The 23,882-nt window shown below is 72.5% G+C and carries 22 protein-coding genes and 1 tRNA gene; 12 read left to right on the top strand and 11 right to left on the bottom strand.

Features of this window, described 5'->3' with window-relative positions:
- Window positions 1-247 precede the first annotated feature (247 nt).
- The 6 genes from BM064_RS11965 (at window position 248) to BM064_RS11940 (ending at window position 5,778) form a co-directional block, all read left to right on the top strand.
- A tRNA-Pro gene (locus BM064_RS11965) sits at window positions 248-324 on the top strand.
- 88 nt (window positions 325-412) lie between these two features.
- On the top strand, window positions 413-1,531 hold the full coding sequence (locus BM064_RS11960; protein ID WP_092860015.1) for a 2'-deoxycytidine 5'-triphosphate deaminase: 1,119 nt from the start codon (window positions 413-415) through the stop codon (window positions 1,529-1,531).
- 133 nt (window positions 1,532-1,664) lie between these two features.
- A complete protein-coding gene (locus tag BM064_RS11955) occupies window positions 1,665-3,149 on the top strand; it encodes an alkaline phosphatase (RefSeq protein WP_092860014.1) in 1,485 nt (494 codons plus the stop codon).
- A 147-nt stretch (window positions 3,150-3,296) separates the two neighbouring features.
- Window positions 3,297-3,764, top strand: coding sequence for a hypothetical protein (locus BM064_RS11950; protein ID WP_245779134.1), 468 nt, complete (start codon window positions 3,297-3,299; stop codon window positions 3,762-3,764).
- Window positions 3,761-4,459: an ATP-binding cassette domain-containing protein gene (locus BM064_RS11945; protein ID WP_092860013.1), complete on the top strand. Its 699-nt coding sequence runs from the start codon at window positions 3,761-3,763 to the stop codon at window positions 4,457-4,459. The genes BM064_RS11950 and BM064_RS11945 overlap by 4 nt, the downstream gene beginning before the upstream one ends.
- Window positions 4,456-5,778 carry an ABC transporter permease gene (locus BM064_RS11940; protein WP_092860012.1) on the top strand — a complete coding sequence of 441 codons (1,323 nt, stop codon included), beginning with the start codon at window positions 4,456-4,458 and terminating at the stop codon, window positions 5,776-5,778. The genes BM064_RS11945 and BM064_RS11940 overlap by 4 nt, the downstream gene beginning before the upstream one ends.
- Before the next feature lie 72 nt (window positions 5,779-5,850).
- Here the strand turns inward: BM064_RS11940 and atzF are convergent, their stop codons facing one another.
- The 6 genes from atzF to BM064_RS11910 are packed head-to-tail and all read right to left on the bottom strand — an operon-like array spanning window position 5,851 to window position 11,997.
- Window positions 5,851-7,656 (bottom strand): allophanate hydrolase, encoded by a 1,806-nt coding sequence (atzF, locus tag BM064_RS11935; RefSeq protein WP_092860011.1) that lies wholly within the window; start codon window positions 7,654-7,656, stop codon window positions 5,851-5,853.
- 38 nt (window positions 7,657-7,694) lie between these two features.
- A complete protein-coding gene (locus BM064_RS11930; RefSeq protein ID WP_245779133.1) occupies window positions 7,695-8,084 on the bottom strand; it encodes a cupin domain-containing protein in 390 nt (129 codons plus the stop codon).
- Entirely contained in the window at window positions 8,077-8,742 is a 666-nt protein-coding gene (locus BM064_RS11925) for a cysteine hydrolase family protein (protein WP_092860010.1), read from the bottom strand. The genes BM064_RS11930 and BM064_RS11925 overlap by 8 nt, the downstream gene beginning before the upstream one ends.
- On the bottom strand, window positions 8,742-10,268 hold the full coding sequence (locus tag BM064_RS11920) for an ABC transporter ATP-binding protein (RefSeq protein ID WP_092860009.1): 1,527 nt from the start codon (window positions 10,266-10,268) through the stop codon (window positions 8,742-8,744). Before BM064_RS11920 ends, BM064_RS11925 begins: the two co-directional genes overlap by 1 nt.
- A complete protein-coding gene (gene biuH / locus BM064_RS11915; protein WP_245779132.1) occupies window positions 10,265-10,984 on the bottom strand; it encodes a biuret amidohydrolase in 720 nt (239 codons plus the stop codon). The genes BM064_RS11920 and biuH overlap by 4 nt, the downstream gene beginning before the upstream one ends.
- Window positions 10,981-11,997: a formamidase gene (locus tag BM064_RS11910; protein ID WP_092860008.1), complete on the bottom strand. Its 1,017-nt coding sequence runs from the start codon at window positions 11,995-11,997 to the stop codon at window positions 10,981-10,983. Before BM064_RS11910 ends, biuH begins: the two co-directional genes overlap by 4 nt.
- Before the next feature lie 143 nt (window positions 11,998-12,140).
- Between BM064_RS11910 and BM064_RS11905 the strand changes: the two genes are divergently transcribed.
- Window positions 12,141-12,743 (top strand): superoxide dismutase family protein, encoded by a 603-nt coding sequence (locus BM064_RS11905; protein WP_177236228.1) that lies wholly within the window; start codon window positions 12,141-12,143, stop codon window positions 12,741-12,743.
- A 35-nt stretch (window positions 12,744-12,778) separates the two neighbouring features.
- On the opposite strand, the gene BM064_RS11900 is transcribed toward BM064_RS11905, so the two are convergent.
- From BM064_RS11900 to BM064_RS11890, 3 genes are read right to left on the bottom strand one after another with little or no spacing between them, the layout of a single operon-like run.
- Window positions 12,779-13,705, bottom strand: coding sequence for an ABC transporter permease (locus BM064_RS11900; protein WP_092860007.1), 927 nt, complete (start codon window positions 13,703-13,705; stop codon window positions 12,779-12,781).
- Window positions 13,702-14,817, bottom strand: coding sequence for an ABC transporter permease (locus BM064_RS11895; protein ID WP_218161025.1), 1,116 nt, complete (start codon window positions 14,815-14,817; stop codon window positions 13,702-13,704). The genes BM064_RS11900 and BM064_RS11895 overlap by 4 nt, the downstream gene beginning before the upstream one ends.
- Window positions 14,818-14,866: 49 nt before the next feature.
- Window positions 14,867-15,988, bottom strand: a complete 1,122-nt coding sequence (locus tag BM064_RS11890) for a BMP family ABC transporter substrate-binding protein (protein WP_092860005.1) — start codon at window positions 15,986-15,988, stop codon at window positions 14,867-14,869.
- A 265-nt stretch (window positions 15,989-16,253) separates the two neighbouring features.
- Between BM064_RS11890 and BM064_RS11885 the strand changes: the two genes are divergently transcribed.
- The 5 genes from BM064_RS11885 to BM064_RS11865 all read left to right on the top strand — a co-directional run bounded on the left by BM064_RS11885 (window position 16,254) and on the right by BM064_RS11865 (window position 22,175).
- Window positions 16,254-17,162: a LysR family transcriptional regulator gene (locus BM064_RS11885; protein WP_092860004.1), complete on the top strand. Its 909-nt coding sequence runs from the start codon at window positions 16,254-16,256 to the stop codon at window positions 17,160-17,162.
- A gap of 235 nt (window positions 17,163-17,397) precedes the next feature.
- A complete protein-coding gene (locus BM064_RS11880) occupies window positions 17,398-19,413 on the top strand; it encodes an FAD-dependent oxidoreductase (RefSeq protein ID WP_092860003.1) in 2,016 nt (671 codons plus the stop codon).
- Between the two features lie 9 nt (window positions 19,414-19,422).
- Window positions 19,423-20,931, top strand: coding sequence for an ammonia-forming cytochrome c nitrite reductase subunit c552 (locus tag BM064_RS11875; protein ID WP_092860002.1), 1,509 nt, complete (start codon window positions 19,423-19,425; stop codon window positions 20,929-20,931).
- A gap of 50 nt (window positions 20,932-20,981) precedes the next feature.
- A complete protein-coding gene (locus BM064_RS11870; protein ID WP_092860001.1) occupies window positions 20,982-21,548 on the top strand; it encodes a Tll0287-like domain-containing protein in 567 nt (188 codons plus the stop codon).
- Between the two features lie 165 nt (window positions 21,549-21,713).
- On the top strand, window positions 21,714-22,175 hold the full coding sequence (locus BM064_RS11865) for a globin family protein (protein ID WP_092860000.1): 462 nt from the start codon (window positions 21,714-21,716) through the stop codon (window positions 22,173-22,175).
- Window positions 22,176-22,378: 203 nt separating this feature from the next.
- Here BM064_RS11865 and BM064_RS11860 read toward each other — a convergent pair whose 3' ends face one another.
- Together BM064_RS11860 and BM064_RS11855 are read right to left on the bottom strand one after the other, a co-directional pair.
- On the bottom strand, window positions 22,379-23,350 hold the full coding sequence (locus tag BM064_RS11860) for an NAD(P)H-dependent flavin oxidoreductase (RefSeq protein WP_092859999.1): 972 nt from the start codon (window positions 23,348-23,350) through the stop codon (window positions 22,379-22,381).
- 16 nt (window positions 23,351-23,366) lie between these two features.
- Window positions 23,367-23,879, bottom strand: coding sequence for a TRAP transporter small permease (locus tag BM064_RS11855; RefSeq protein WP_092859998.1), 513 nt, complete (start codon window positions 23,877-23,879; stop codon window positions 23,367-23,369).
- Window positions 23,880-23,882 lie beyond the last annotated feature (3 nt).

Raw genomic sequence — 23,882 nt, 5'->3', positions numbered from 1 at the left:
CGCTCGCCGCGCCCCGGGCATGACCCGGGGCCTCGCCCGCCCCCTCCGCAAGGCGCCGCCCCTCCGCGGCGCCTTCGTCGTTTCAGGCCGCCCGAGCGCCCGCCCTGGGCCGCCGCCGCGCCGCCGCCGCGCCGCCCCGCAGGCGCCCGCCCGGCCCTGCCTTCACGTCGCACCGCTCGGCACGCAAAAACCTCTCCGCCCCCTCTTGCCACCCCCTGCGCGCCCGGCTACACCCCGCCTCGTCGAGCGGGCTATAGCGCAGTCTGGTAGCGCGTCCGTCTGGGGGACGGGAGGTCGTAGGTTCGAATCCTGCTAGCCCGACCAATCGAGCGCCAGCCGGCAACGGCTGGCGCTCTTCGCATGCGGCCCCCGGTTCCACCCCGGCGCGCCGACAGCGAGGGGAGGGAGAGCCATGACCGCGCCCGTGCAGCCCGATGCGGAGCCGCAGCCCCTCGGCGTCCTGCCCTCCCAGGCCCTGCGCGCCCTGATCGCCGAAGGCCGCATCTCGGCGCAGACCCCGATCCCGGCTCCGCAGATCCAGCCCGCCAGCCTCGACCTGCGCCTCGGCGCCGTCGCCCACCGCGTCCGCGCCAGCTTCCTCGCCGGCGGCGACTCGACGGTGGAAGATCGGCTGGAGCGCTTCACCATGCACTCCATCGACCTGTCCGCCGGGGCGGTGCTGGAGAAGGGCTGCGTCTACGTCATCCCCCTGCAGGAGCGGCTGGACCTCCCCCCCGACGTCTCCGCCGCGGCCAACGCCAAGTCCTCCACCGGCCGGCTCGACCTGCTGACCCGCCTGATCACCGACCGGGGCGAGGAATTCGACCGCGTCGACCCGGGCTATTCCGGCCCCCTCTACGCCGAGATCTCCCCGCGCAGCTTCTCGGTCCTGGTGCGCCCGGGCATGCGCCTCAACCAGATCCGCCTGCGCCGCGGAAACCTCGCCTTCTCCGACGAGGAGCTGCGCGCGCTCCACGCGCGCGAGCCGCTGGTCGACGGGACCCCGATCATCGACCACGGCCTCGCCTTCTCGGTCGATCTGACGCCCCGCGGCGACCAGCCCGTGGGCTGGCGGGCCAAGCCCCACACCGGGCTGATCGACCTCGACCGCATCGCCGCCTACGATCCGGCCGAGTTCTGGGAGCCCCTGTTCCCCGCCCCGCGCGGCGGCCTGATCCTGGACCCCGGGGCCTTCTACATCCTGGTCAGCCGTGAATCCGTGGCCATCCCACCGATGTACGCCGCCGAGATGCAGCCCTACCTCGCCATGGCCGGCGAGTTCCGCGTCCACTACGCCGGCTTCTTCGACCCCGGTTTCGGCCACGCCTCCGCCCACGGGACCGGCTCCCGGGGCGTGCTGGAGGTCCGCTGCTATGAGGCGCCCTTCGCGCTCGAGCACGGCCAGGTGGTCGGGCGCCTGGTCTACGAGCCGATGGCCGCGGTCCCCGACGTCCTCTACGGGGCCGACCTCGCCTCCAACTACCAGGGCCAGGGCCTGAAGCTCGCCAAGCAGTTCCGCGCGCCCGGATAGTCGCGGCCAAGTCGCGGAACGCAGACGGTTGTTATGAGATAACATAACGGATGCCTGTCACCCAATATTCACGCTCGGATCGCGGCCGCTCTGTTATCGCAGCGCCGACGCAACCCGATCGAGGAGAGGGCACATGCTCCGCAACACCGCCGCCATCGCGCTCGCGCTCGCCGCGGCCCTGCCCGCCGCCGCGCAGGAGCTGCCCCAGGCCTCCAGCGAATGGTTCACCGACGCGCAGGCGGTGATCGAGGCGCGCAAGGCCGCCACGCCCAACACCAACCGCGCCCGAAACGTGATCCTGTTCGTCGCCGACGGCCTCGGCGTGGGCACCAACTACGCGGTCCGCGTCTTCGACGGCCAGCGCAAGGGCCTGCTGGGCGAGGAGAACGTCCTCCCCTACGAGGCGTTCCCCAACGTCGCCCTCGTCAAGACCTACAACATCAACGCCCAGACGCCCGACTCGGCCCCCACCGCGGGCGCGTTGAACACCGGCGTGAAGCAGCGCTTCAACCTCATCAACCTCGGCGAGAACGCGATCACCGGCGACTGCGCCTCCGAGGCCGGGAACCGGCTGACCACCTTCGCGGAGATCGTGACCGGGATGGACAAGTCGGTGGGCATCGTCTCGACCGCCCGCCTCACCCACGCCACCCCGGCAGCCGTCTACGCCAAGACCGCCAACCGCAACTGGGAAGGCGACGCGCCCGAGGGCTGCACCGACATCGCCGCCCAGATGATCGAGGCGATGACGTCCGGCCTCGTCGACGTCGCCCTCGGCGGCGGCCGCCGCTTCTTCCATGGCGAGGAGCAGATGGACGGCGACGGCAAGGGCGGCCGGCGCAAGGACGGCGTCGACCTGATCGCCGCCGCGCAGGAGGCCGGCGCCCAGTACGCCTGGAACACCGAGACCGCGCAGGCCCTGACGCTCGACGGTTCCGCCCCGATCCTCGGCCTCTTCGACGCCTCGCACATGAAATACGAGCATGACCGCCCCGAGGGCGAGATCGGCCTCGTCGACATGACCCGCATGGCGATCGAGGCGCTCTCGACCAACGCGAACGGCTTCTACCTCGAGATCGAGGCCGGCCGCGTCGACCACGCCAACCACGCCGGCAACCTGCACCGCACCCTGACCGACGGCGTCGCCTTCGCGCAGGCCGTGGCGCTGGCCGACGAACTGACCGACGACGCCGACACGCTGATCATCGTCACCGCCGACCATGAGCACGCCATCGCCTTCAACGGCTACTGCGGCCGCGGCACGCCGATCACGGGCCTCTGCCACGACGTCGCCAACGAAGGGGTGAAGCACTCGGACGAGCTGGTCGCCGCCGACGACGGCAAGCCCTACCCGGTGGTGGGCTACCTCAACGGCCCCGGCTCGGTGCTCAAGAAGCAGGAGGACGGCAGCTACTCGGGCGAGCGCGAGGCGCTGACCCAGGCGCAGGCGACCGACCCCGACTTCCTGCAGCAGGCGCTGATCCCCAAGTCCTCCGAGACCCACTCGGGCGAGGACGTGGTGGCCTGGGCCAAGGGCCCCTGGGCGCATCTGCTGGGCGGCACCATCGAGCAGAACGTGATCTTCCACGTGATGCACGCGGCCGCGACGGCCGAGTGATCCTGCGCTAGGCTTCGCGGGGGCCCGCCGCGCGCGGGCCCCCGCCTCCGTTCCGGACCGCGGCCCGCGTCTGCGCGTCCGGATCCGCCACCAGACGCGACGCCCCCGCGCCGACCGGGGCTCCGCCGCGGCGCCCGGGAGACCGCCATGACCCCGCCCCGCCCCTCCCGCCCCGCGCCCGCCCGCCGCGACCTGCTGCGGGGGCTCGCCGCCGCGCCCCTTCTGCTGCGCGCGCCTGCCGCCGCCGCCTCGGCCGCCGAGCAGCCGATCCGCCTGCGCGAGCTCTACGAGAAGGACCTCTCCTTCTCCGCCCTCGCGCTGTCGCTGGAGGGCGAGCGGACGACCATCGAGGGCTTCATGGCCCCGCCCCTGAAGGCCGAGAGCCGGTTCTTCGTGCTCACCAACCGCCCGCTGGCCGTCTGCCCCTTCTGCGAGTCCGAGGCCGAGTGGCCCGACGACATCCTCGCCGTCCTGACCCGCCGGGTGGTCGACGTGATCCCCTTCAACATCCGCATCGCCGTCGAGGGCCGCCTGTCGCTGGGCGCGCGGACCGACCCCGAGACCGGCTTCGTGAGCCGCGTGCGCCTCGAGGACGCCGAGGTCGAGCGGGCATGAGGCACGCCCGCCCCTTGCCGGCCTCCGATCCCGCCCTCGGCGACCTCCTGGTCGAGGGGCTGGAGGTGCACGCCCCCGACGGCCGCACGATCCTCGCCGTCGACCGTCTTCAGGTTTCCGCCGGCGCGACGCTGGGGGTCCAGGGCCCCTCGGGCGCCGGCAAATCCACGCTCCTGCATGCGATCTGCGGCCTTGTCCCCGTCGCCGCCGGCGCCGTGCGCTGGGGCGGCACGGATCTCGCCGCCCTGCCCGAGGCCGCCCGCGACGCCTTCCGCCGCCGCGCCCTGGGCCTGATCTTCCAGGACGTCCTGCTGCTGGAGGAGCTCTCGCCCCTCGACAACGCCGCCGTCTCCGCCGCCTGGGCCCCTCGGGCCGAGCGCGGCGCCATCCGCGCCCGCGCGGCCGAGCTTCTGGTCCGCTTCGGCGTCCCCCAGTCGGGATCCGTCGGGCCGCTCTCGGGGGGCGAGCGCCAGCGCGTCGCCGCGGCCCGGGCGCTGGCGCGCGACCCCGCGGCGATCCTGGCCGACGAGCCCACCGCCAGCCTCGACCGCGAGACCGCCGACCGGCTCGTCGCAGACCTCCTCGCCGCCGCCCGCGCCCGCGGGCGCACGGTGATCGCCGTCTCCCACGACCCCGCGATGATGGCCGCCATGGACCGGGTGATCCAGGTGGTCGACGGGCGGGTGCGCCAATGACCCCCGACGACCTCTGGCGCGCGCTGTCCGACCCCGCCCAGGACCTCGCCCTCACCCTGGCCCTGCTGCTGCCGGCGGTCGTCCTCGCGGCGCTGGCCCTGCGCGGGCAGGCCCCCTGGCCGCTGGCGCGCGCGCTGCTGCTGCGCTTCCGCTGGACGAACCTCTTGTTCGTGGGGCTGATGGCGCTCTCCGTCGGCCTCGGCGGCGCGCTGCTGAGCCAGGAGCGCGCCCTGCGCCAGGCCGCCGCCCGCGCCGCCGACCCGTTCGACGTGATCGTGGCGGCGCCGGGGGACGAGGTCCGCGTCCTGCTCGCGACCGTCTACCTCCAGCCCGCCGCCGCCCTGCCCCTGCTCGGCGCCGACGCCCTGCGCGCGATCCAGGCGGATCCCCGCGTCTCCCTCGCCGCCCCCGTCGCCTTCGGCGACAGCCACGACGGCGCCCCCGTGGTCGGCACGACGACGGCGTTTCTCGACCGCCTCGCCGGCCCCCCGACCGAGGGCCGCCCCTGGCGCTCCGCGTCCGAGGCCCTCGCCGGCGCCCACGCCGCCGTGACCCTCGGCGAGACCATCGTCCCCGCCCATGGCCACGGCGACGCCGCCGAGCCCGAGGCCCACACCGGCGCGGGTCTGACCGTCGTCGGCCGCCTGCCCGAGACCGGCGGCCCCTGGGACCGCGCGATCCTGGTTCCCATCGAGACGCTGTGGGCGCTGCACGGCCTCGCCTCCGGCCACGCCCCGCAGGAGGGGGAGCGCCTCGGCCCGCCCTTCGACCCGGACTATTTCCCCGGCGCCCCCGCCTTCGTCCTCTCGGGAGAGCGGCTGGCCGACGCCTACGCGATCCGCGCCCGCCACGACCGCGAGGGGGCGATGGCCTTCTTCCCCGGCGCCACGCTCGCGCGCCTGCACGCGGTGCTGGGCGACGTGCGCGAGGCGATGTCGCTGATGGCGGTCCTCACCCAGGCGCTGGCCGCGGCGGGGGTGCTGGCGGGGCTGGTGGCGCTCGCCCGCCTCTTCGCCCGCCGCTTCGCGCTCTTGCGCGCGATGGGGGCGCCGCGGCGCTTCGTGCTGGGGGTGGTCTGGCTCTACGCCGCCTGCCTGCTGGGGGCGGGGTGCCTCGCGGGGCTCGCCCTGGGCTGGGCCTCGGCCGGGCTCGTCTCGGCGGCGGTCTCGGCGCGCATGGACATGGCGATCCGCGCCTCGCTGGGCTGGCCCGAGATCCAGCTCGCCGCCTGCGCCTTCTCCGCCGCCTCGGTCCTGGCGCTGGCCCCCGCGCTCGCCGCCTACCGGCGCGCGCCGGTCGAGGACCTGCGCGCCGGCTGAGCCCGCGACGCAAAGGGCGGACGGCCCGCGGCCGCCCGCCCTCTCCCCCCGCCGGAGCCCCCGGGGCCGCCCTCAGGCGGCGTCCGAGGTCCCCGCATCCAGGTAGGCGCGCCAGCCGCCATGGGCGGTGACGTCCTCGGCCCCTTCCAGCCCCGCCGCCTCGCACAGGAAGCCCTTCACGGCCGAGCCGTCGGCGAGCGTCACCGTCCCGATGCCCAGCGGCGCCGGCACGCCCGCGATGAACGCGCCGAACTGCGCCATGGGCACGGCCCAGACCTCGACCGCGATCGCCGCCCCGTCCTTCGCCCGCACCATCCCCGGCCGCTTCGGCCGCCCGCCCGGCAGCGCATAGAGGCGGTAGTCCGCCGAGGTCGTGGTCGCCTGCAGGAACCGCGCCCCCAGCCGGGTCAGCTCGTGGTTCAGCGGCAGACCCGACATGTGCGCGCCCACGGCCGCCAGCGGGATCTCGTCGGGCAGCGCGGCGGGCGCCCGCTCGGCCCCCCGCGGCGCCATCCAGCCCGTCGCCCCCAGCCGCACGCCGGCCCGGGCATGCAGCGTCTCGCCCAGCGCCGCGAGCGCTGCGTCCCGCCCGGCCTTCGCCAGCAGCGTGACCGAGCCCGGCCGACCGTCCGCGCGCGGCGCCAGCGGAACCGCCAGCCCGCACAGATCCATCAGGTTCACGAAGTTGGTGTAGGTCCCGAGGTTGGAATTCGGCGCCACCGGGTCCGCCTCCAGATCCGCCACCGAGTAGAAGGTGGGGATGGTCGGGACGGCCATCAGGTCCACCGCGTCGACCATCGGCTGCGCGATGCGCTTCAGCGCCTGCAGCGCATACTGGCCCTTGAAGGCGTCGGCGGCCGAGAACGCCTCCGCCTTGCCGATGATCGCCCGGGTGACGGGGTGCATCTCCTCGGGCCGGTCGCGGATGATCGCCTCGGTCGCGGCCCAGCGCTCGCCGACCCAGGGGCCTTCGTAGAGCAGTTTCGCGATGTCGTGGAAGGGCTGGAAATCCAGCTCGACGATCTCGCCCCCCAGCGCCTTCAGCTCGGCGAGCGAGGCGTCGAAGGCCGCCTCCTGCACCGCGTCCCCGAAAAACTCCCGGGTGGCGGCGGAGGGCACGCCCACCTTGAACGACGGCGGCGTCGCCGCCAGCGCCGGGGCCACGGCCGGCCGCGCGTAGGCGTCCGAGGGATCGAAGACCGCCGCCGCCCGGAACGCGGCCCAGGCGTCCCCCACCGTCAGCGCGAAGATCGAGATCGTGTCGAGCGTCCGGCACGCGGGAACCATCCCCGTGGCCGACAGCGCCCCCAGCGAGGGCTTCAGCCCCACGATGTTGTTCAGCGCCGCCGGCACCCGGCCCGAGCCGGCCGTGTCGGTGCCCAGCGAGAAGCTCACCAGGCCGCGCGCCACCGCCACGGCGGAGCCCGAGGACGAGCCTCCCGGCACGATCGCGGGATCGACCGCGTTCTTCGGGATCGGATAGGGCGAGCGCACGCCCACCAGCCCGGTCGCGAACTGGTCGAGGTTGGTCTTGCCCACCAGGATCGCGCCCGCGGCCTTCAGCGCGGCCACCACGAAGGCGTCCGCCTCCGGCTCGTAGACCGAGGCGGGACAGGCGCAGGTGGTGGGGCAGCCGGCGGCGTCGATGTTGTCCTTGGCCGCGAAGGGCACGCCCCACAGCGGCATGGCGACGGGATCGAACGGCGGCAGCGCCGCGGCGGCGGCCTTCGCGGTCTCGGGGTCCACCAGGTGCAGGAAGATGCCGGGATCGCCGGCCTCCTCGATGCGCCGGAAGGCCTCCTCGATCACCTCGACGGGCGAGGCGCCGCGGGCGTAGGCCGCGTGCAGGGCCGAGATATGGAAGGGCAGGTCCTTCATGGGATCGCCTCGCTTTCTTGTCTGCCTGGGCGCGGCGCTCAGGCCGGCTCCACGAACTCCACGGGCCGGGTCCAGTGGATCAGGACCACGCAGCCGTCCTCGGACCATACGCTGTGCACGGTGCCTTCGGGATTGAAGACGACGTCGCCCGCCCGGGCCACGCCGTTGTCGTCGGACTGGCTGCCTTCCAGCACCACGATGGTCTCGAGCCCGGTATGCCGGTGCCGCGGCACCGAGGCGCCGGGCGCGTAGCGCAGCAGCGCCACCGCGGCGGGCCCCTCCGCCAGCCGGTGGATCTCCACCCCCTCGCGGAAGAACTCGAAGGGCAGCGTCGACCAGCCCCCTTCCAGCGCCGGGGGGAGAAGGCCGCGCAACACCGCGGGGACGTCGACGACGGGGGCCGAGGCGGAGGCGGCGAGATCAGACACCCAGCGCCTCCCGCACCTGCGCCGTCGTCGCCGTCCATCCCACGATCGCGCCCTGCGCGCGGATCATCTCGATGGCGGCCTGCTTGAAGGCGGGGAAGTAGGACTCGGTGGCGTCGGTGGCGAGGATGCACTCGTAGCCCCGGTCGTTCGCCTCGCGCATGGTGGTCTGCACGCAGACCTCGGTGGTGACGCCGGCGAAGACCAGCTGGCGCAGGCCCTTCTCCTTCAGGACGTCCCCGAAGGATGTGGCATGGAAGGCGCCCTTGCCCGGCTTGTCGATCACGGTCTCGCCCTCCACGGGATAGAGCTCGGGGATGATGTCGGCGCCCGGTTCGCCGGCGATCAGGATGCGGCCCATGGGGCCGGGATCGCCGATGCGCAGGGACGGGTTGCCTCGGTCGCGTTTCGCGGGCGGCAGGTCCGAGAGGTCCGGGCGGTGGCATTCGCGGGTGTGGATCACCGGCAGGCCCGCCTTGCGGAACCCGTCGATCAGGCGGGCGGTGGCGGGGACGATGGCGCGCAGCAGTTCGACGTCGTTGCCCAGGCTCGCGCCGAAGCCGCCGGGCTCGACGAAGTCGCGCTGCATGTCGATCACCACCAGGCCCAGCGCGGAGAGGTCCAGCTCGATCGGGAACGGCTCCGCGTCCAGGATCGCCATCAGTCGTGCCCCGCCATGTGCCGGCCGATCTCGGCCACGTCCGCGTGCTCGGCGGCGACCTCGTAGCCGAAGCGGCCCTCCGACATCACCAGGATGCGGTCCGAGAGCTCCAGGATCTCGTCGAGGTCCTCCGACATCAGCAGCACCGCCGCGCCGCCGTTGCGCGCGGCCATGATCCGCTGGCGGATCTCGGCCACCGCGGTGAAGTCGAGGCCGAAACAGGGGTTGGAGATGATCAGCAGGTCCACCTCCCCCGACAGCTCCCGGCTCAGGACCGCGCGCTGGACGTTGCCGCCCGAGAGGCTCTCGATGGGGCTGTCGAGGCTGGCGGTCTTGACCTTGAAGGCCTTCACCAGGTCGGCCCCCAGCCGGGTCATGCCGGCGCCGTCGAGCCACCTGCGCGTGCCCTTCCCGTTCACGTCGAAGGAGCGGAAGGAGATGTTCTCGGCCACGCTCATCTTCGGCGCGCAGGCGTTCTTCAGGGGTTCTTCCGGCAGGTAGCGCACCTTCAGGCGGCGCTGCTCCTCGCGCGTGGCGTGGTAGGGGACGCCGTGGACCTTGATCTGGCCCGCCTCGCAGGGGCGCTGCTGGGTCAGGATCTCCATGAACTCCGACTGGCCGTTGCCCGAGACGCCGGCGATGCCCACGATCTCGCCCGCGCGAACCTCGAACCCGTCCACCTCGATCTGGCGCAGGCCCGAGGCGTCGGTGGCCCGCACCCCCTCGACCCGCAGCACGACCTCTCCCGGCGCGCCGGTCCGCGCGGCGGGCTTGGCCAGCGTCTCGGCGCCCACCATCATCTCCGCCATGTCGGCGTGGGTCAGGTCCTTCACCAGCCCGCCGCCGGTCTTCACGCCCCGGCGCAGCACCGAGACCTCGTCCGCGAAGGCCGTCACTTCGCGGAACTTGTGGGAGATCATCAGGACCGAGATCTCGCCCGCCTCCGTCAGCCCCCGCACGACCCCCAGCACCTCGTCGGCCTCGGACGGCGTGAGCACCGAGGTCGGCTCGTCCAGGATCAGGAACCGCCGCCCGAGGTAGAGCTGCTTGAGGATCTCCAGCTTCTGCCGCTCGCCGGCGGAGAGGCGCATCACCGGCACGTTCAGCGGCGCCTTGAACGGCATGGTGTCCATGAACTGCTCGAGGTCCCGCCGCTCGCGGCGCCAGTCGATGATTTTCGGCGCGTCCTCGCGCGAAATCACCAGGTTCTCCGCCGCCGTCAGCGAGGGAACCAATGTGAAATGCTGGTAGACCATGCCCAGCCCCATGGCGTGGGCGGTGCGGGGGTCGGGGATGTCGACCTCGCGCGCGCCCACGACGACCGAGCCCTCGGTCGGCGTGTAGAAGCCCATGATGCATTTCACGAGCGTCGACTTGCCCGCCCCGTTCTCCCCCAGCAGGGCGTGGAACGAGCCCGGCGCGACCTTGATCGAGACGTCGCTCAGCGCCGTGAAGCCGCCGAAGCGCTTGGTCATGCCGACCGTCTCGACGCCCAGCGCCTTCATCTCGGGGGAGAGGACGGTCATTTGCCCACCGCCTTCAGGCAGGCCGTGAAGTCTTTCGAGTTCGACACCGCCCCGAACACGCCGCCCTGCATCTTGATCATCTTGATCGCGGCGTGGTGGTTGCCCATGTCGGTCGCCCCGCAGCAGTCCTCGAGCAACAGGCACTCGAAGCCGCGGTCGTTGGCGTCGCGCATGGTGGTGTGCACGCACACGTCCGTGGTGATGCCGGTGAGGACGAAGTTCTGGATGCCCTTCGTGCGCAGCAGCAGCTCCAGGTCGGTGGCGTAGAAGGAGCCCTTGCCGGGCTTGTCGATGATCGGCTCGCCCTCGATGGGGGCCAGCTCCTCGATGATCTCCCACCCCGGCTCGCCGCGGGTGAGGATGCGCCCGCAGGGGCCCTCGTCGCCGATGCCGGCGCCGATGCGGCGCGAGCGCCAGCGCTTGTTCGGCGGCAGATCGCCGAGGTCGGGGCGGTGCCCCTCCCGCGTGTGGATCACCAGCCCGCCCCAGGCGCGCATGGCGGCCAGCACCGACTTGATCGGCTCGATGGGCGCGCGGGTGTTGGACAGGTCGTAGCCCATCTTGTCCACGTAGCCGCCGACGCCGCAGAAGTCGGTCTGCATGTCGATGACGATCAGCGCCGTGTTCTCGGGGCGCAGGTCGCCGTTGTACGGCCAGGGATAGGGGTCGGCCGCGAGCGGGCCGGCGGTCTCTAGCGTTCCATCCATCGCGTTCATTCCGCGGCCTCCTTCGCGTCGGGGCTGTAGGTCCGCGTCGGCTCCGGGAAGCCGCAGGAGGTCCCGTCGGTGACCTTCACCGCGTCCTCCCAGGGCAGCCGGGCCGTGCCCGCGACCATGTCCTGCATGAACGTGTAGGGGCAGTCCTGCGCGCCCCCCTTCACCGCCACGTAGCCGCGGTGGAACAGCTGGTAGATGTTGTTCTCCACCCCCCAGCCTTCCCGGGCCTCCCGCACCAGGTCGGGGCGGACCTCGGCGGTGATGATCTCGTCCGGGCGGCCGGAGGTCCCGTGCGCGATCACCGAGCCGTCGAAGTTGCAGATCATCCCCTCGCCCATCGAGTCGAAGGTCCCGTCCGAGCCGCACATGCACACGTTCGCCGTCACCATCAGGTTCTGGAAGGCGTTGGCCTGGTTGGTGAACCGCCAGCTGTCGCGGATCGGAGCGGTGTAGCCGGCGGTGCGCAGCATGATCTCGGCGCCCTTGTAGGCGCACTCGCGCGCCATCTCGGGGAACATGCCGTCATGGCAGATGATCAGCGCCAGCTTGCAGCCCTTGGGGCCGGTGATGACGGGGATGCCCTGGTCGCCCGGCTCCCACGGCTCCACCGGAACCCAGGGGTGCATCTTGCGGTAGTAGAGCTGGATCTCGCCCTGGTCGTCGATGATCAGGCCGGTGTTCCAGGGCATCCCGCCCGGGTTCAGCTCCATGATCGAGAAGCAGCCCCAGATGCGGTTCTCGATGCAGGCCTGCCGGAACGCCGCCACCTCCGGCCCGTCGACCGAGCACATGATCGCCGGGTTGACGTCCATCGACAGGCCATGCAGCGCGTATTCGGGGAACACCACCAGGTCCATGCCCGCCAGGTTCCGCCGCGCCTTGCCCACCATCTCGACGATGCGCGCGGTCTGGCGCGCCAGGTCGTCGGGCGTGACCACCACCGGCAGCTGCAGCTGCACCAGTCCGATCACGACGCCGTTCGGGGAGGGGTTCAGTCCGCCCAGGCCGTTCATCGCGCTTCCTTTCCTGTGATCGATCGTCTCGCGGTCGCCATGCGCCCGCCATGGCCTCGCCGCGACGCGCGACCCATATCCAATGCAACGACACCGCCGGCGCGGCGCTCCCGCCCGCCGGCAAGCCGAACCCGGAGACGCCCATGACCCGACGCGCCCTGCCCGTGACCCTGACCGCCTCGCTCGCCGTCGCCGCCGCCATGGGCGCGACGCTCGTCGCCGACGCCGCGCGCGCCCAGGACGCCACCGCCAAGCTGCTGAGCCCCGAGGGGAACCCGGTCGGCGTCGCCTCGCTCTACAACACCCCCGCCGGCGTGCTGATCGAGCTGGAGCTGACCGAGGCGCCCGAAGGCACGCACGCCTTCCACATCCACGAGACCGGCGCCTGCGGCCCCGACTTCTCGGCGGCCGGCGGGCATCTGGGCGTCGACGCCGCGCCCCACGGCTTCCTCAACGAGGCGGGCCCCCATGCCGGAGACCTGCCCAACATCCACGTGCCCGAAAGCGGTCAGGCGATGATCTCGACGCTGGCCCCGCTGGCCAAGCTTCCCGACTCCGACGGCGAGAGCCCGGCCGAGGCCATCGGCGACTCCGCCCAGTCGCTGTTCGGCGGCCGCGCCCGCCTGCCGCTGCTGGACGCCGACGGGGCGGCCCTGGTGATCCACATGGGCCCCGACGACTACCAGACCGACCCGGCCGGCGCCGCGGGCGAGCGGATCGCCTGCGGGGTCATCGAGGCCCTGTAAGCCGATGCAGGGGCGGGGGGACATCCTCTCGCCCCTCACTTGGTGATCGACAGCTCGCCCGGCGCGCCGGTCATGGCCCGCGCGGTCGAGGAGGTGGCGATCAGCATGCCCAGCGTCAGCACGTAGGGGGCTGCGTAGAACAGGTAGTAGCCCGAGGTGATCCCGACCGATTGCAGAGCCGGCCCCAGCGCGCCCGCGCCGCCGAACAGAAGAGCCGCGCCGAAGCACTGGATCGGGTTCCAGCGGGCGAAGATCACCAACGCCACCGCCATCAGCCCCTGCCCGGACGAGATCCCCTCGTTCCACGACCCGGGGTAGTAGAGCGACAGATACGCCCCCGCCACGCCCGCCGAGGCGCCGCCCACGGCGGTCGAGGCGATGCGGATCCGGTTGGGCCTGAGCCCCATGGCGCGGGCGGCGTCGGTGGAATCCCCCACCACCCGCACGATCAGCCCCACCTTGGTGGCCCGGAACACCCACCACAGCACGACCGCCAGCGCCGCCCCGATCACGAACAGCACGTTGACGCGCAGCGCGGCCTGCACCTGCGGGTAGCTCGACCAGGACCCCAGCTCGATCGCCGGCAGGTCCGGGGCGACGGGCTGGATGTAGGGCTTGCCGAAAAAGAAGGCCAGGCCCATGCCCAGCAGCATCAGCGCGATGCCGATGGCGATGTCGTTGACCCGCGGCAGCGAGCACATCAGCCCGTGCACCAGCCCGAACAGCGCCCCCGCCAGCGCCGCCGCCAGCACGCCCGCCCAGGGGTTTCCCGTCTCGTAGGCGATGGCGTAGCCCGCCATGGCGCCAAAGACGAGCGTGCCCTCCAGGCCGAGGTTGATGCGGCCCGAGCGCTCGGTCAGGCACTCGCCCAGGCTCACGAACAGGAACGGGGTCGAGACCCGGATGGCGCCGCCGAGGATGGCCAGCGGAACGCCCCAGTAGCCGATATCGGTCTCGTTCATCTGGAGCTCCAGCGTTCGGGGGCGAAGATCTTGAAGCGGCCGTAGACGGTTTCGCTCAGCAGGATGGCGACGAAGACGAAGCCCTCCAGCACCAGCACCGTGGCGTCCGGCAGGTCCATGCGCCGCTGCACGAGGCCCGAGGACGCCTCCATCCCCCCGATCAGGATCGCCACGGGGATGATCGCCAGCCCGTTGTGCCGGGCGAGGAAGGCGACCAGGATCCCTGCATACCCATAGCCCGCCGCCAGCGAGCCGTTGGCCGAGCCCTGCACCGCCGAGACCTCGATCATCCCGGCGAGCCCCGCGAACGCCCCGCCCAGCGCCGTGAAGCCGATCAGCAGGCGGCCCACCGGCAGCCCCTGGATCTGCGCCGCGCGCACGTTGCCGCCGACGAGCCGGGCGGCGAAGCCCCAGGTGGTCTTCTCGATCAGCACCCAGGCGACGACGCAGCAGATCACGCCCAGCGCGAACCCCCAGTGCACGTCCATGCCGGGAAGGTCGCCGATGCGCAGGCCCTCGGCCAGCGGCGCGGTGGAGGGCTTGTTGAGGCTGGCGGGATCGCGCAGGGGGCCCTCGACCAGGTGGTTCATCAGGGCGATGGCGATGTAGGCCATCAGCAGCGAGGAGATGGTCTCGTTCACCCCGCGCTTCTGGCGCAGCGCGCCGACCGCGCCGATCCAGGCGCCGCCGACCAGCATCGCGAAGATCGCCATCAGCGGCACGCCGATGATCGCCGGCATCCAGGGCATCGCGGCGCCCAGGCCCCCGGCGGCCACGCCGCCGAGAACAATGGCGCCCTCGCCCCCGATGATCATCAGCCCCAGCCGCGCGGGCAGCGCGACGCACAGCGCCGCCAGCAGCAGCGGCGCGGCGCGGCTCAGCGTGTTCTGCCAGCTGAACCAGGTGCCGAAGCCGGCCTTGTAGACCAGCGCGTAGAAATCCGCCGGGCTCTTGCCCAGCGCCAGCAGGAACAGGCCGAAGGCGGCCAGTCCCACGATCAGCGCGCCCACGGGGAGCGCAACCGCCTCCAGCCGCCTCGCCCAGCGGGCGAGGGAGCCGGAGGCGGCCGGGACCGCCGCGACCTGCGCAACGGACTGGGCCGCGGACGACATGGGGGATGCAGCCTGGTCCGACATCGCGACGGTCCCTTTGCGAGAGCGATCAGGAGGTGGAACCGACGACGCCCTCGACCAGGTAGTCCATGCTCTCCAGCTCGACGTCCGTCTCGACGAAGGCCGAGCCCGCGCCGACGATCACGTCGCCCGTGTTCGACTTCATCGGCCCCTTGAAGACCGAGAAGCCGCCCTTGAGGATCTCGGCCCTGGTGGCCTCGAACTGGGCGCGCGCCTCGTCGGAGACGGCGGGGCCCAGGGGCGACATCTTGATGAAGCCCTCGGCGAGCCCCCCGCGTACGAAGTTGTCGATGGTGCCGCCCGACTGCACGGTCGAGACCATGTCGGTGTAGACCTTGGCCCAGTTCCACTCGGCGCCGGTGAGGTATTTCTCGGGGGCCAACGCGGACTGGTCGGCGTGGTAGCCGCACACGAACGCGCCGCGGCCGGCGGCGGTCTCCATCACCACCTTGGGGCCGTCGACGTGGCAGGTGATGACGTCGGCGCCCTGGTCGGTCAGCGCGTTGACCGCCTCGGCTTCCTTGACGGCCAGCGACCACTCGCCGGTGAAGATCACCTGGCAGGTGATCTCGGGGTCCACCGCCCGGGCGCCGAGCAGGAACGAGTTGACGTTGTTGAGCACCTGCGGGATGGGCTTGGCGGCCACGAAGCCGATCTTCTTGGTCTTGGTCGCGTGCCCCGCGGCGATGCCGTTGAGGTACTGGCCCAGCCCGATGTAGCCGAAGTAGGAACCCACGTTCATCGGGTGCTTGTCGGCCGACCACATGCCGCCGCAGTGCTCGAAGCGCAGGTCGGGATACTTCTGCGCCATCTCCAGGATGTGCGGGTCGAAATAGCCGAAGGAGGTCGGGAACAGCAGGCTGGCCCCGTCGAAGTTGATCATCGATTCCATCGACTTCTGGACCTCGACGGACTCGGGCACGTTCTCCTCCTCGACGACCGTCACGCCCGCCATCGCCTTCACCGCGGCGGCGCCCTCGGCATGGGCCTGGTTGTAGCCGTAGTCGTCCTTGGGCCCGACGTAGATGAAGCCGATGGTCAGGTCGGCCGCCTTCGCGCGGGTGGCGAAGCCGCCCATCGCGGCGACGCCGGCGAGGGCGGCGGAGGATTTCAGGAAACCGCGGCGCGAGGTGCGGTGGAATTCGGTCATGATCGGCTCCCGGGCTCGCCATGGAATGTCGTGGGGCGGGGTCCCCCCCGGGCCTGCGTCGAGCCGCGTGGCGCAGCTCCCGACGGCGGGCCCGGACCGCCCTCTGGGGCATATCAGGACAAGCCTGCGCGGATGTAATCTGCTAGTTTCGCACCGCACCGCTGCACGGAGTGCAGCGCAAGCGGCGCGCGGGGCGGCGCCAGCCGCCTTGACGTCGCGCAGGACAGGCCGGACGCCCGCCGCGCGGCTGCGAGAGGGAGAGGCGATGCGCCACCTGCTGCCCCTGCAATACATCGACGCGGTCGCGCGCACCGGCTCGATCCGCCGCGCGGCGGAGACGCTCAACATCACCTCCACCGCCCTCAACCGCCGGATCCTGGCGATGGAGGAGGAGCTGGGCGTGCCAATCTTCGAGCGCCTTCCGCGCGGCGTGCGCCTCTCGCCCGCGGGGGAGCTGCTGATCCACCACATCCGCAGCCAGATCTCGGACCTCGAGCGGGTGAAGAGCCAGATCGCCGACCTCTCCGGCGTGCGTCGCGGCCATGTCGCCATCGCCTGCTCCCAGGCCTTCCTGCCCTTCTTCCTGCCCGAGATGATCGCCCGCTACCGGCGCGACCACCCCGGCGTGACCTTCTCGGTCCAGCGCCGCGACCGCGCCCAGGCCGAGCAGGCGCTGGCCAGCCACGAGGCCGACCTCGCCCTGATCTTCGAGCCGGTGCGCATCGCCGAGTTCCAGACGCTCGCCCGCGTGCGCCAGCCGGTGCACGCGATCATGGCCCCGGGACACCCGCTCGCCGCGACGCCGGAGCTGCGCCTGCGCGACTGCGTGCAATACCCGCTCGCCCTGCCCGAGGCGGAATACGGCGTGCGCCACCTTCTCGACCTCGCCTGCCGGGCCAAGGGCTTCGCGCTGGAGGCGTCGGTGGAGTCCGACAGCTTCGAGTTCCTGCGCATGCACGCGGTGGCCGAGAACATCCTGACCTTCCAGATCCCCGTCGGCCTGCCGCACGCCTCCGAATGGCCCGACGCGGTGGTGCGCGAGCTCGACCGTCGCGACGTGCCCCCCGGCGTGGTGGCGCTGGGCCAGCTCCGCGGGCGGGCGCTGCCGGTGGCGGCCTCCCGCTTCGCCCAGCAGATGACGACGGTGTTCGAGGAGCGTTTCGACAGCGAATGACGGAAATGGTTGCCGCGTTCTCGACCACGACCCACCCGATGCCGAAACGACGCGCAGTTTTCCGCCCCTGCCTGCCTCCCATCTGAACGTTCCCGCTTGCCGAAGCGGCGCGATTCGGGCACGAATTGGTTCAAGTCGTCACCGATGACGACCCCAGCGGTCCAACGGCGGGCCAGCTTCTCAACCGCGCCAGGCGTCCGGATCCTCCGTGCGCCCAGCCAGGGAGCTGCGCCACATGGATGGATCGACCCTCGATCCCGATTTCGAAGCCCACCTGCCGGCCGCGCTCGCGGCCCGCGTCGACGCCGTGGTCGTCGGCGGCGGTCCCACCGGCTTCCGCGTCGCGCGGGAGCTGTCGCGGCGTGGCCGCTCGGTCGCCCTGCTCAACGCCGAGAGCTGGGCGCCCTACAACCGCGTCAAGCTCACCCCCCTGCTGGCGGGCGAGGTGCAGTTCGGCCAGGTCGCCCAGCCGCGCGATCCGGTGGGCGACGGGCTCGCCCATCACTACGCCGGCCAGCGCGCGGTCGCCGTCGATCTCGACGCGCGCCTGGTCGAGACCGCCTCGGGGCGCCTGTTCCCGTTCCGCGACCTGGTGATCTGCACCGGCTCGCGGGCCTTCTTGCCCTCGATCCCCGGGATCGGGGCGCGCAACGTCTTCACCTTCCGCGACGCCGACGACGCCGCCGCCCTGAAGGCGCGCAGCCTCACGGCCCGCCAGGTGGCGGTGATCGGCGGCGGGCTGCTCGGCCTCGAGGCCGCGCGCGCCATGGCCGCCCAGGGCGCGCGCGTCTGCGTGATCGAGCACGAGATGCGCCTGATGCCCCGCCAGCTCGACGCCGAGGCCGCCGCCCTCCTCTCCGCCCGCCTCTACGCGCTGGGCGTGACCTGCCTGACCGGCGTGCGGGTCGAGGAGGTCCTCGCCCCCGCCGGCGCCGTGACCGGCCTGCGCCTCTCGACCGGCGAGACGCTGCCCGCCGACACGCTGGTGGTCTGCGCCGGCGTGCGGGCCGAGACGACGCTGGCGCAATCCATGGGCCTCGCCGTCCACCGCGGCATCCTGGTCGACGCCGCCATGCGCACCTCCCACCCGCACGTCTACGCCGCCGGCGAATGCGCCGAGTTCGACGACCGGGTCGAGGGGCTGGTGGGCCCCTGCCTCGACCAGGCCGAGACCGCCGCGAAGACCCTCTGCGGCGAGCCCGCCGCCTTCGCCCGCGCCGCCCCCGCCACCCGCCTGAAGGTGGTGGGCGTTGAAGTCTTCTCCATCGGCGAGGTCGAGGCGCTGGAGGAGCGTCCCGGCGTGCGCGCCTTCGCCTGGCGCGACGCCAGCCAGGGCCTCTACCGGAGGGTCTTCGTGGAGCGCGGCCGCCTCGCCGGCGCCATCGCCATCGGCCCCTGGGCGGAGCTCAACCGCGTGCAGCAGGCGGTGACCGCCCGCAGCCCTGCGCCGCCGCTCTTCGCCCCACGCTTCCGGCGCGAGGGAACCCTCTGGCCCGCCGCCGCCCCCGCTTCCGCCGCCGACTGGCCGGAGGCCGCGACGGTCTGCAACTGCACCGGCGTCACCCGCGGCCGCCTCGGCGAGGCGATGGCGAACGGCGCCGCCAGCCTCGACGCGCTCCGCTTCGAGACCGGCGCCTGCACCGTCTGCGGAACCTGCCAGCCGCTGCTGGAGGAGATCCTGGCCGGCGGAGCCGCCTCCGCCACCGCCCAGCGCTGGTGGAGGATCCTCTCGGCCGTCTCCATCGCCGCGGCGCTGCTGGCGCTGGTCACCGCGCTCGCCCCGCGCGTGCCGATCCCCGACGCCTTCGAGGCCCGCGGCGGGCTGGAGACGCTGTGGTTCGACAACATCGTCAAGCAGTGGACCGGCTACGGGCTGCTCGCCGTCACCGCGGCGCTGATGCTGCTGGGGCTGCGCAAGCGGCTGCGGGTCGCGCGCCGGCTGGGCGGCTACGACGCCTGGCGGCTCGTGCATCTCGGCCTCGGGGTCGCGGCGGCGCTCGGCCTCTTCCTGCACACCGGCTTCCGCTTCGGCCTGAACCTCTCCTCGGCGCTGATGACGGTCTACGTGGCGGCGCTGCTGCTGGGCGGGATCGCCGGCCTCGCCACCGGCGCCGACCACAAGCTGCGCGACGCGGGGGTGGGCTCCGCCGCCGCCCCGCCCCGCAAGATCCCCGTCTGGCTGCACATCCTCGCCCTGTGGCCCCTGCCCCTCCTGCTGGGGGCGCATGTCCTCGGCGTCTACGCCTACTGAGGGCCCGGCATGCGCACCCCCCTCCTCTGGCTGCTGTGGACCGCCCTGACCCTCGCCGGCGCCGCCGCCGTCGGCGCCGCGGTCTTCATCGGCGGCGACCGCACCCCGATCCTGCTGGGCGAGACCACCGGCGTGCACCACCAGTTCGAGACCGCCTGCGAGAGCTGCCACGGGGCCGAGCCGCTGTCCGCGACCGAGGACGCGCTCGACGCGCTCAACGAAAGCTGCCGCAATTGCCACGACGACGAGCTGAAGCTCTCCGACGACAGCCACCCGCGCAAGAAGTTCCGCGACCCGCGCATGGCCGACTACTGGGTCAAGCTCGACGCCCGCGCCTGCACCACCTGCCATATCGAGCATGAGCCCGAGATCACCCGCCCCGGCGCGGTGACGCTGGCCATGGACTACTGCGTCGCCTGCCACGCCGACGGCGAGCAGAACGTGCGCGCGGAACGGGAGAGCCACGCAGGCCTGGGCTTCGAGACCTGCGCCTCGGCCGGCTGCCACAACTTCCACGACAACCGCGCCCTCTACGAGGATTTCCTGGTCAAGCACGCGGACGATCCGTGGCTCCTGTCCCACCCCGTGCAGGCGAACGCCGCCGCCCTGCGCGCCCCCGACGCCCGCTTCGCCAAGCCCGTGGGCGAGCCCCTGACCCTCGCGCAGGCCGAGGCCCCGGCCGAGGTCCTCGCCCGCTTCCCGCAGGCCGAACTCGCCGCCTGGGCGGCCTCGGCCCATGCCGAGACGGGCGTGAACTGCGCGGCCTGTCACGCGCCCAAGGCGGAGGACCAGGCGACGCTCGCCGCCGAGTGGTCCGACGCCTTCGACCTCAAGACCTGCGCCAAGTGCCACCGCAACCAGGCCCAGACCTGGACCGAGGGCCGCCACGGCATGGCCTTCCACAAGGGGATCGCCAGGCCCCGCAAGCTGGAGAAGCGGCTGAAGTCGATCGGCCTCGCAGGGCTGGAGGAGGACCTGCCCGCCGCCATCCGCGCCTGGCTCGAGGATCCGGCCCCCGCCCCGCGGATGTCGGTCGCCGCCGCCCGCCTGCCGATGAAGGCCGAGGCCGCGCACGCGGTCCTCTCCTGCGCCTCCTGCCACGACCCCCACGCGCCCGAGCGTGCGCCGGCGCGGGTCGAGACCTGCGCGGGCTGCCACGACGACGAGCACACGAAAGCCTACTTCGGCTCCCGCCACCACGAGCTCTATCTGGCCGAGATCGCGGGCGAGGGGCCGCCCGGCTCCGGCGTCGGCTGCGCGGACTGCCACATGCCGAAGGTCGAGGACCCGGCCTCGGGCCGCGTCTTCACCACCCACAACCAGAACGCCTACCTGCGGCCGAACGAGAAGATGATCCGCCCGGTCTGCATGGACTGCCACGGCCTGGGCTTCGCGATCGACGCGCTCGCGGACCCGGCGCTGGTGGCGACCAATTTCAAGGGACGTCCCGCCGCCCACATCCCCGGCATCGACTGGGCGGCGCGGCGCGTGACGACGGGGGAGGCGGCACGCCAATGACGCTCCCCCGCCGTCGAGGTGCAACCGAAGCTGCAACGAGGGGTTTAGAAATGCCCGCGCATAAAATCAAACTCGCCGCCGCGGTGGTCGCGGCCGGCATCGCCGTCCCGGCCATGGCCGCCGACGGCATCCCGCCGCAGAGGGTCGCCGACATGCTGCATGCGGTGATGAACTCGGACCGCACGGTCTACACCCGCATGGTGGTGAACCGCCTGGCCAACAAGGAGGGCGTGATCAAGGCCTCGGAGCATTTCGAGGACGACAAGGCCCTGCCGCTCCCCGCCCAGATGTTCCGTTTCGGGGCCGAGATGGTCGCCGACCAGACCGAGGAGTTCACCTACTCCCTGCTCTCGCTCTGGCCGGTGAACAAGCAGAACGCCCCCAAGACCGACGCCGAGAAGGAGGGGCTGGAATACGTGGCCGAGAACGTCGGCGAGAACTGGTACGGCGAGGAGGAGCTGGGCGGCCAGACCTATTTCACCGCCGTCTACGCCGACACCGGCGTCGCCGAGGCCTGCGTGAGCTGCCACAACGAGCACAAGGACAGCCCCCGCACCGACTTCGAGCTGGGCGACGTGATGGGCGGCGTGGTGATCCGCATCCCCATCGACGGCTGAGGCCCCCCGCCCCGGCGCGCCCGCGCCGGGGCCCGACAGACGCCCGCCCCGGCCCCCGCGCCCGCGGGCGGGACCCCATCGGCCCCGGCGGCACGCGCGCCGCCGGGGCCGAGATCCCCGCACCCGCCCGGGCGTCGCAGCCCCGGGCCGACAGGAGACCCCGAGATGACCCCCGAAAAGGTCGCGCTGGTGCAGACCAGCTTCAAGAAGGTGGCCCCGATCGCCGACACGGCCGCCGACATCTTCTACGCCCGCCTGTTCGAGATCGCCCCCGAGGTCCGCTCGCTGTTCCCCGAGCAGATGGGCGACCAGAAGAAGAAGCTGATGCAGATGCTGGCGACGGCGGTGAACAACCTCCACAAGGTCGAGACCATCGTGCCCGCCGTCCAGGACCTGGGCCGCCGGCATGTGGCCTACGGCGTCAAGGACGCGCATTACGACACCGTCGGCGCGGCCCTGCTCTACACGCTCGAGAAGGGCCTGGGCGAGGACTGGACCCCCGAGGTCGCCGACGCCTGGACCGAGACCTACGGCATCGTCGCGACCACGATGAAGACCGCCGCCGCCGAGGTCCCGACCGAGCCCGAGAAGAAGAAGGGGTTTCTCGGCCGCCTGTTCAGCAACTGAGCCGTCGGGCGCAGGCCCCGTCCCGCGTCCCCCGAACGTCGGCCTTCTCCGGCCGTGCCCGCGCGCGCGCTCGCGCTCCGGGCGCGCCCCGAGTTCGACCCGGGCTCGACCCGGGGCCGCCCGACGCCGGCCCCGGACGTCGACCTTCGTGGCCGCGGACCCTCCCGCGCCGCCCTGCGGGGCCGGCGCGGGAGGGGTCTCGTTCAGGCCACCGCGGCCGCGGCGGCGGAGAGCCTGGCGCGGCAGTCGGCGACCATGCGCTCGATCAGCTCGGCGCAGGTGGGGATGTCGTCGATCAGGCCGCAGACCTGGCTCGCCCAGACCAGACCGTCGTCGACCTCGCCCGACTCCAGCGCCGCCCGGCCCCGCGCCCCGGCGACCAGCGCATGCACGTCGCCGAACTCGGCCCCGCCGGGGCGGGTCTCGATCGAGACGACCTCTTCGGAGACGGCGTTCTTCAGCACGCGGCCGGTGTTGCGGAACGTGCGGAAGATCAGGATCGTGTCGCGCTCGCCGGCCTCGACGATGGCCTTCTTGATGTTCTCGTGGATCGGGGCTTCCTGCGTGGCGCAGAAGCGGGTGCCCATGTTGATCCCCTCGGCGCCCAGCGCGAAGGCGGCGGCCATGGTGGCCCCGTCGCCGATCCCGCCCGAGGCGATCAGCGGCACCTTCACCGCGCGCGCCGCCGCCGGGAACAGGATCAGCCCGCCCACGTCGTCCTCGCCCGGGTGGCCCGCCGCCTCGAACCCGTCGATCGAGATCGCGTCGACCCCCGCCCGCTCCGCCGACAGCGCATGGCGCACGGAGGTGCACTTGTGCACCACCTTGCCGCCGGCGGCGTGGATCTTCTCGATGAAGTCCTTGGGGGAGCGGCCCGCCGTCTCGATCACCTTCACGCCGTTGCCCAGCGCCGCGTCGAGGTATTCCTCGTAGGGCACCGGCTGGGCGGTCGGGAAGATGGTCAGGTTCACGCCGAAGGGCTTGTCCGTCATCTCCCGGCAGCGGGCCACCTCGGCGGCCAGCGCGTCGGGCGAGGGCTGGGTCAGCGCGGTCAGGATCCCCAGGCCGCCGGCGTTGGACACGGCCGAGGCCATCTCCGCCTTGCCCACCCACTGCATGCCGCCCTGGATGATGGGGTACTGCGTCCCCAGCAGCTCGGTCACTCTGGTCTTCATGTCAGCTCCCTGGTCTTCATGCGCCGCGGCCGAGGGCCGCGCGGAAATCGCGAAGGCAGAGGCGCACCGCCTCCACCAGCATCAGCCCGAAGGCGACCGGCGCCATCATCGCCACCGGCCAGGCCGGCCAGGTGCCGGTCCCGATCTGCACCGCGCGCGCCGTGTCGAAGGACTTGATCGCGTAGCGGGCGCAGTACCAGGCGACGATGGCGTAGACGCAGACCTCGATCAGCAGCACCAGCCCCGCGATCAGCTTGCCCAGCGCGCCCTGCATCCAGGGGTCCAGGATCTCGAGCCGCGGGAACGTCGCCTCGCGATGCGCCAGCGGCAGGCCCCAGAACACCATCACCGGGAACAGCACCGACTCGATCATGTTGAAGGCGCCGGGGATCAGGTCGGTATGCAGCACGTAGCGGCCGAAGACCGTCAGCACCGTCAGCGCCAGGATCGCCAGCAGGCACAGCCCCCCGCCCAGCGCCGCCAGCCCCCACTCGAATTTTCCCAGGGCGTCGTAGGATCGTCTCAGCATCTC

The organism is Albimonas pacifica, assembly GCF_900113695.1.
GTDB classification, from domain to species: Bacteria; Pseudomonadota; Alphaproteobacteria; order Rhodobacterales; family Rhodobacteraceae; genus Albimonas; species Albimonas pacifica.
Note: the sequence above shows the minus strand (reverse complement) of the source record. Positions and strands in the feature narration are given on the sequence as shown.

What these genes read in the sequence shown, in the direction of transcription:
- BM064_RS11960 (WP_092860015.1), top strand. Translation starts at nt 413, where the DNA reads ATGACCGCGCCCGTGCAGCCCGATGCGGAGCCGCAGCCCCTCGGCGTC.
- BM064_RS11955 (WP_092860014.1), top strand. Translation starts at nt 1,665, where the DNA reads ATGCTCCGCAACACCGCCGCCATCGCGCTCGCGCTCGCCGCGGCCCTG.
- BM064_RS11950 (WP_245779134.1), top strand. Translation starts at nt 3,297, where the DNA reads ATGACCCCGCCCCGCCCCTCCCGCCCCGCGCCCGCCCGCCGCGACCTG.
- BM064_RS11945 (WP_092860013.1), top strand. Translation starts at nt 3,761, where the DNA reads ATGAGGCACGCCCGCCCCTTGCCGGCCTCCGATCCCGCCCTCGGCGAC.
- BM064_RS11940 (WP_092860012.1), top strand. Translation starts at nt 4,456, where the DNA reads ATGACCCCCGACGACCTCTGGCGCGCGCTGTCCGACCCCGCCCAGGAC.
- atzF (WP_092860011.1), bottom strand. Translation starts at nt 7,656, where the DNA reads ATGAAGGACCTGCCCTTCCATATCTCGGCCCTGCACGCGGCCTACGCC.
- BM064_RS11925 (WP_092860010.1), bottom strand. Translation starts at nt 8,742, where the DNA reads ATGGCGATCCTGGACGCGGAGCCGTTCCCGATCGAGCTGGACCTCTCC.
- BM064_RS11920 (WP_092860009.1), bottom strand. Translation starts at nt 10,268, where the DNA reads ATGACCGTCCTCTCCCCCGAGATGAAGGCGCTGGGCGTCGAGACGGTC.
- biuH (WP_245779132.1), bottom strand. Translation starts at nt 10,984, where the DNA reads ATGAACGCGATGGATGGAACGCTAGAGACCGCCGGCCCGCTCGCGGCC.
- BM064_RS11910 (WP_092860008.1), bottom strand. Translation starts at nt 11,997, where the DNA reads ATGAACGGCCTGGGCGGACTGAACCCCTCCCCGAACGGCGTCGTGATC.
- BM064_RS11905 (WP_177236228.1), top strand. Translation starts at nt 12,141, where the DNA reads ATGACCCGACGCGCCCTGCCCGTGACCCTGACCGCCTCGCTCGCCGTC.
- BM064_RS11900 (WP_092860007.1), bottom strand. Translation starts at nt 13,705, where the DNA reads ATGAACGAGACCGATATCGGCTACTGGGGCGTTCCGCTGGCCATCCTC.
- BM064_RS11895 (WP_218161025.1), bottom strand. Translation starts at nt 14,817, where the DNA reads ATGTCGTCCGCGGCCCAGTCCGTTGCGCAGGTCGCGGCGGTCCCGGCC.
- BM064_RS11890 (WP_092860005.1), bottom strand. Translation starts at nt 15,988, where the DNA reads ATGACCGAATTCCACCGCACCTCGCGCCGCGGTTTCCTGAAATCCTCC.
- BM064_RS11885 (WP_092860004.1), top strand. Translation starts at nt 16,254, where the DNA reads ATGCGCCACCTGCTGCCCCTGCAATACATCGACGCGGTCGCGCGCACC.
- BM064_RS11880 (WP_092860003.1), top strand. Translation starts at nt 17,398, where the DNA reads ATGGATGGATCGACCCTCGATCCCGATTTCGAAGCCCACCTGCCGGCC.
- BM064_RS11875 (WP_092860002.1), top strand. Translation starts at nt 19,423, where the DNA reads ATGCGCACCCCCCTCCTCTGGCTGCTGTGGACCGCCCTGACCCTCGCC.
- BM064_RS11870 (WP_092860001.1), top strand. Translation starts at nt 20,982, where the DNA reads ATGCCCGCGCATAAAATCAAACTCGCCGCCGCGGTGGTCGCGGCCGGC.
- BM064_RS11865 (WP_092860000.1), top strand. Translation starts at nt 21,714, where the DNA reads ATGACCCCCGAAAAGGTCGCGCTGGTGCAGACCAGCTTCAAGAAGGTG.
- BM064_RS11860 (WP_092859999.1), bottom strand. Translation starts at nt 23,350, where the DNA reads ATGAAGACCAGAGTGACCGAGCTGCTGGGGACGCAGTACCCCATCATC.
- BM064_RS11855 (WP_092859998.1), bottom strand. Translation starts at nt 23,879, where the DNA reads ATGCTGAGACGATCCTACGACGCCCTGGGAAAATTCGAGTGGGGGCTG.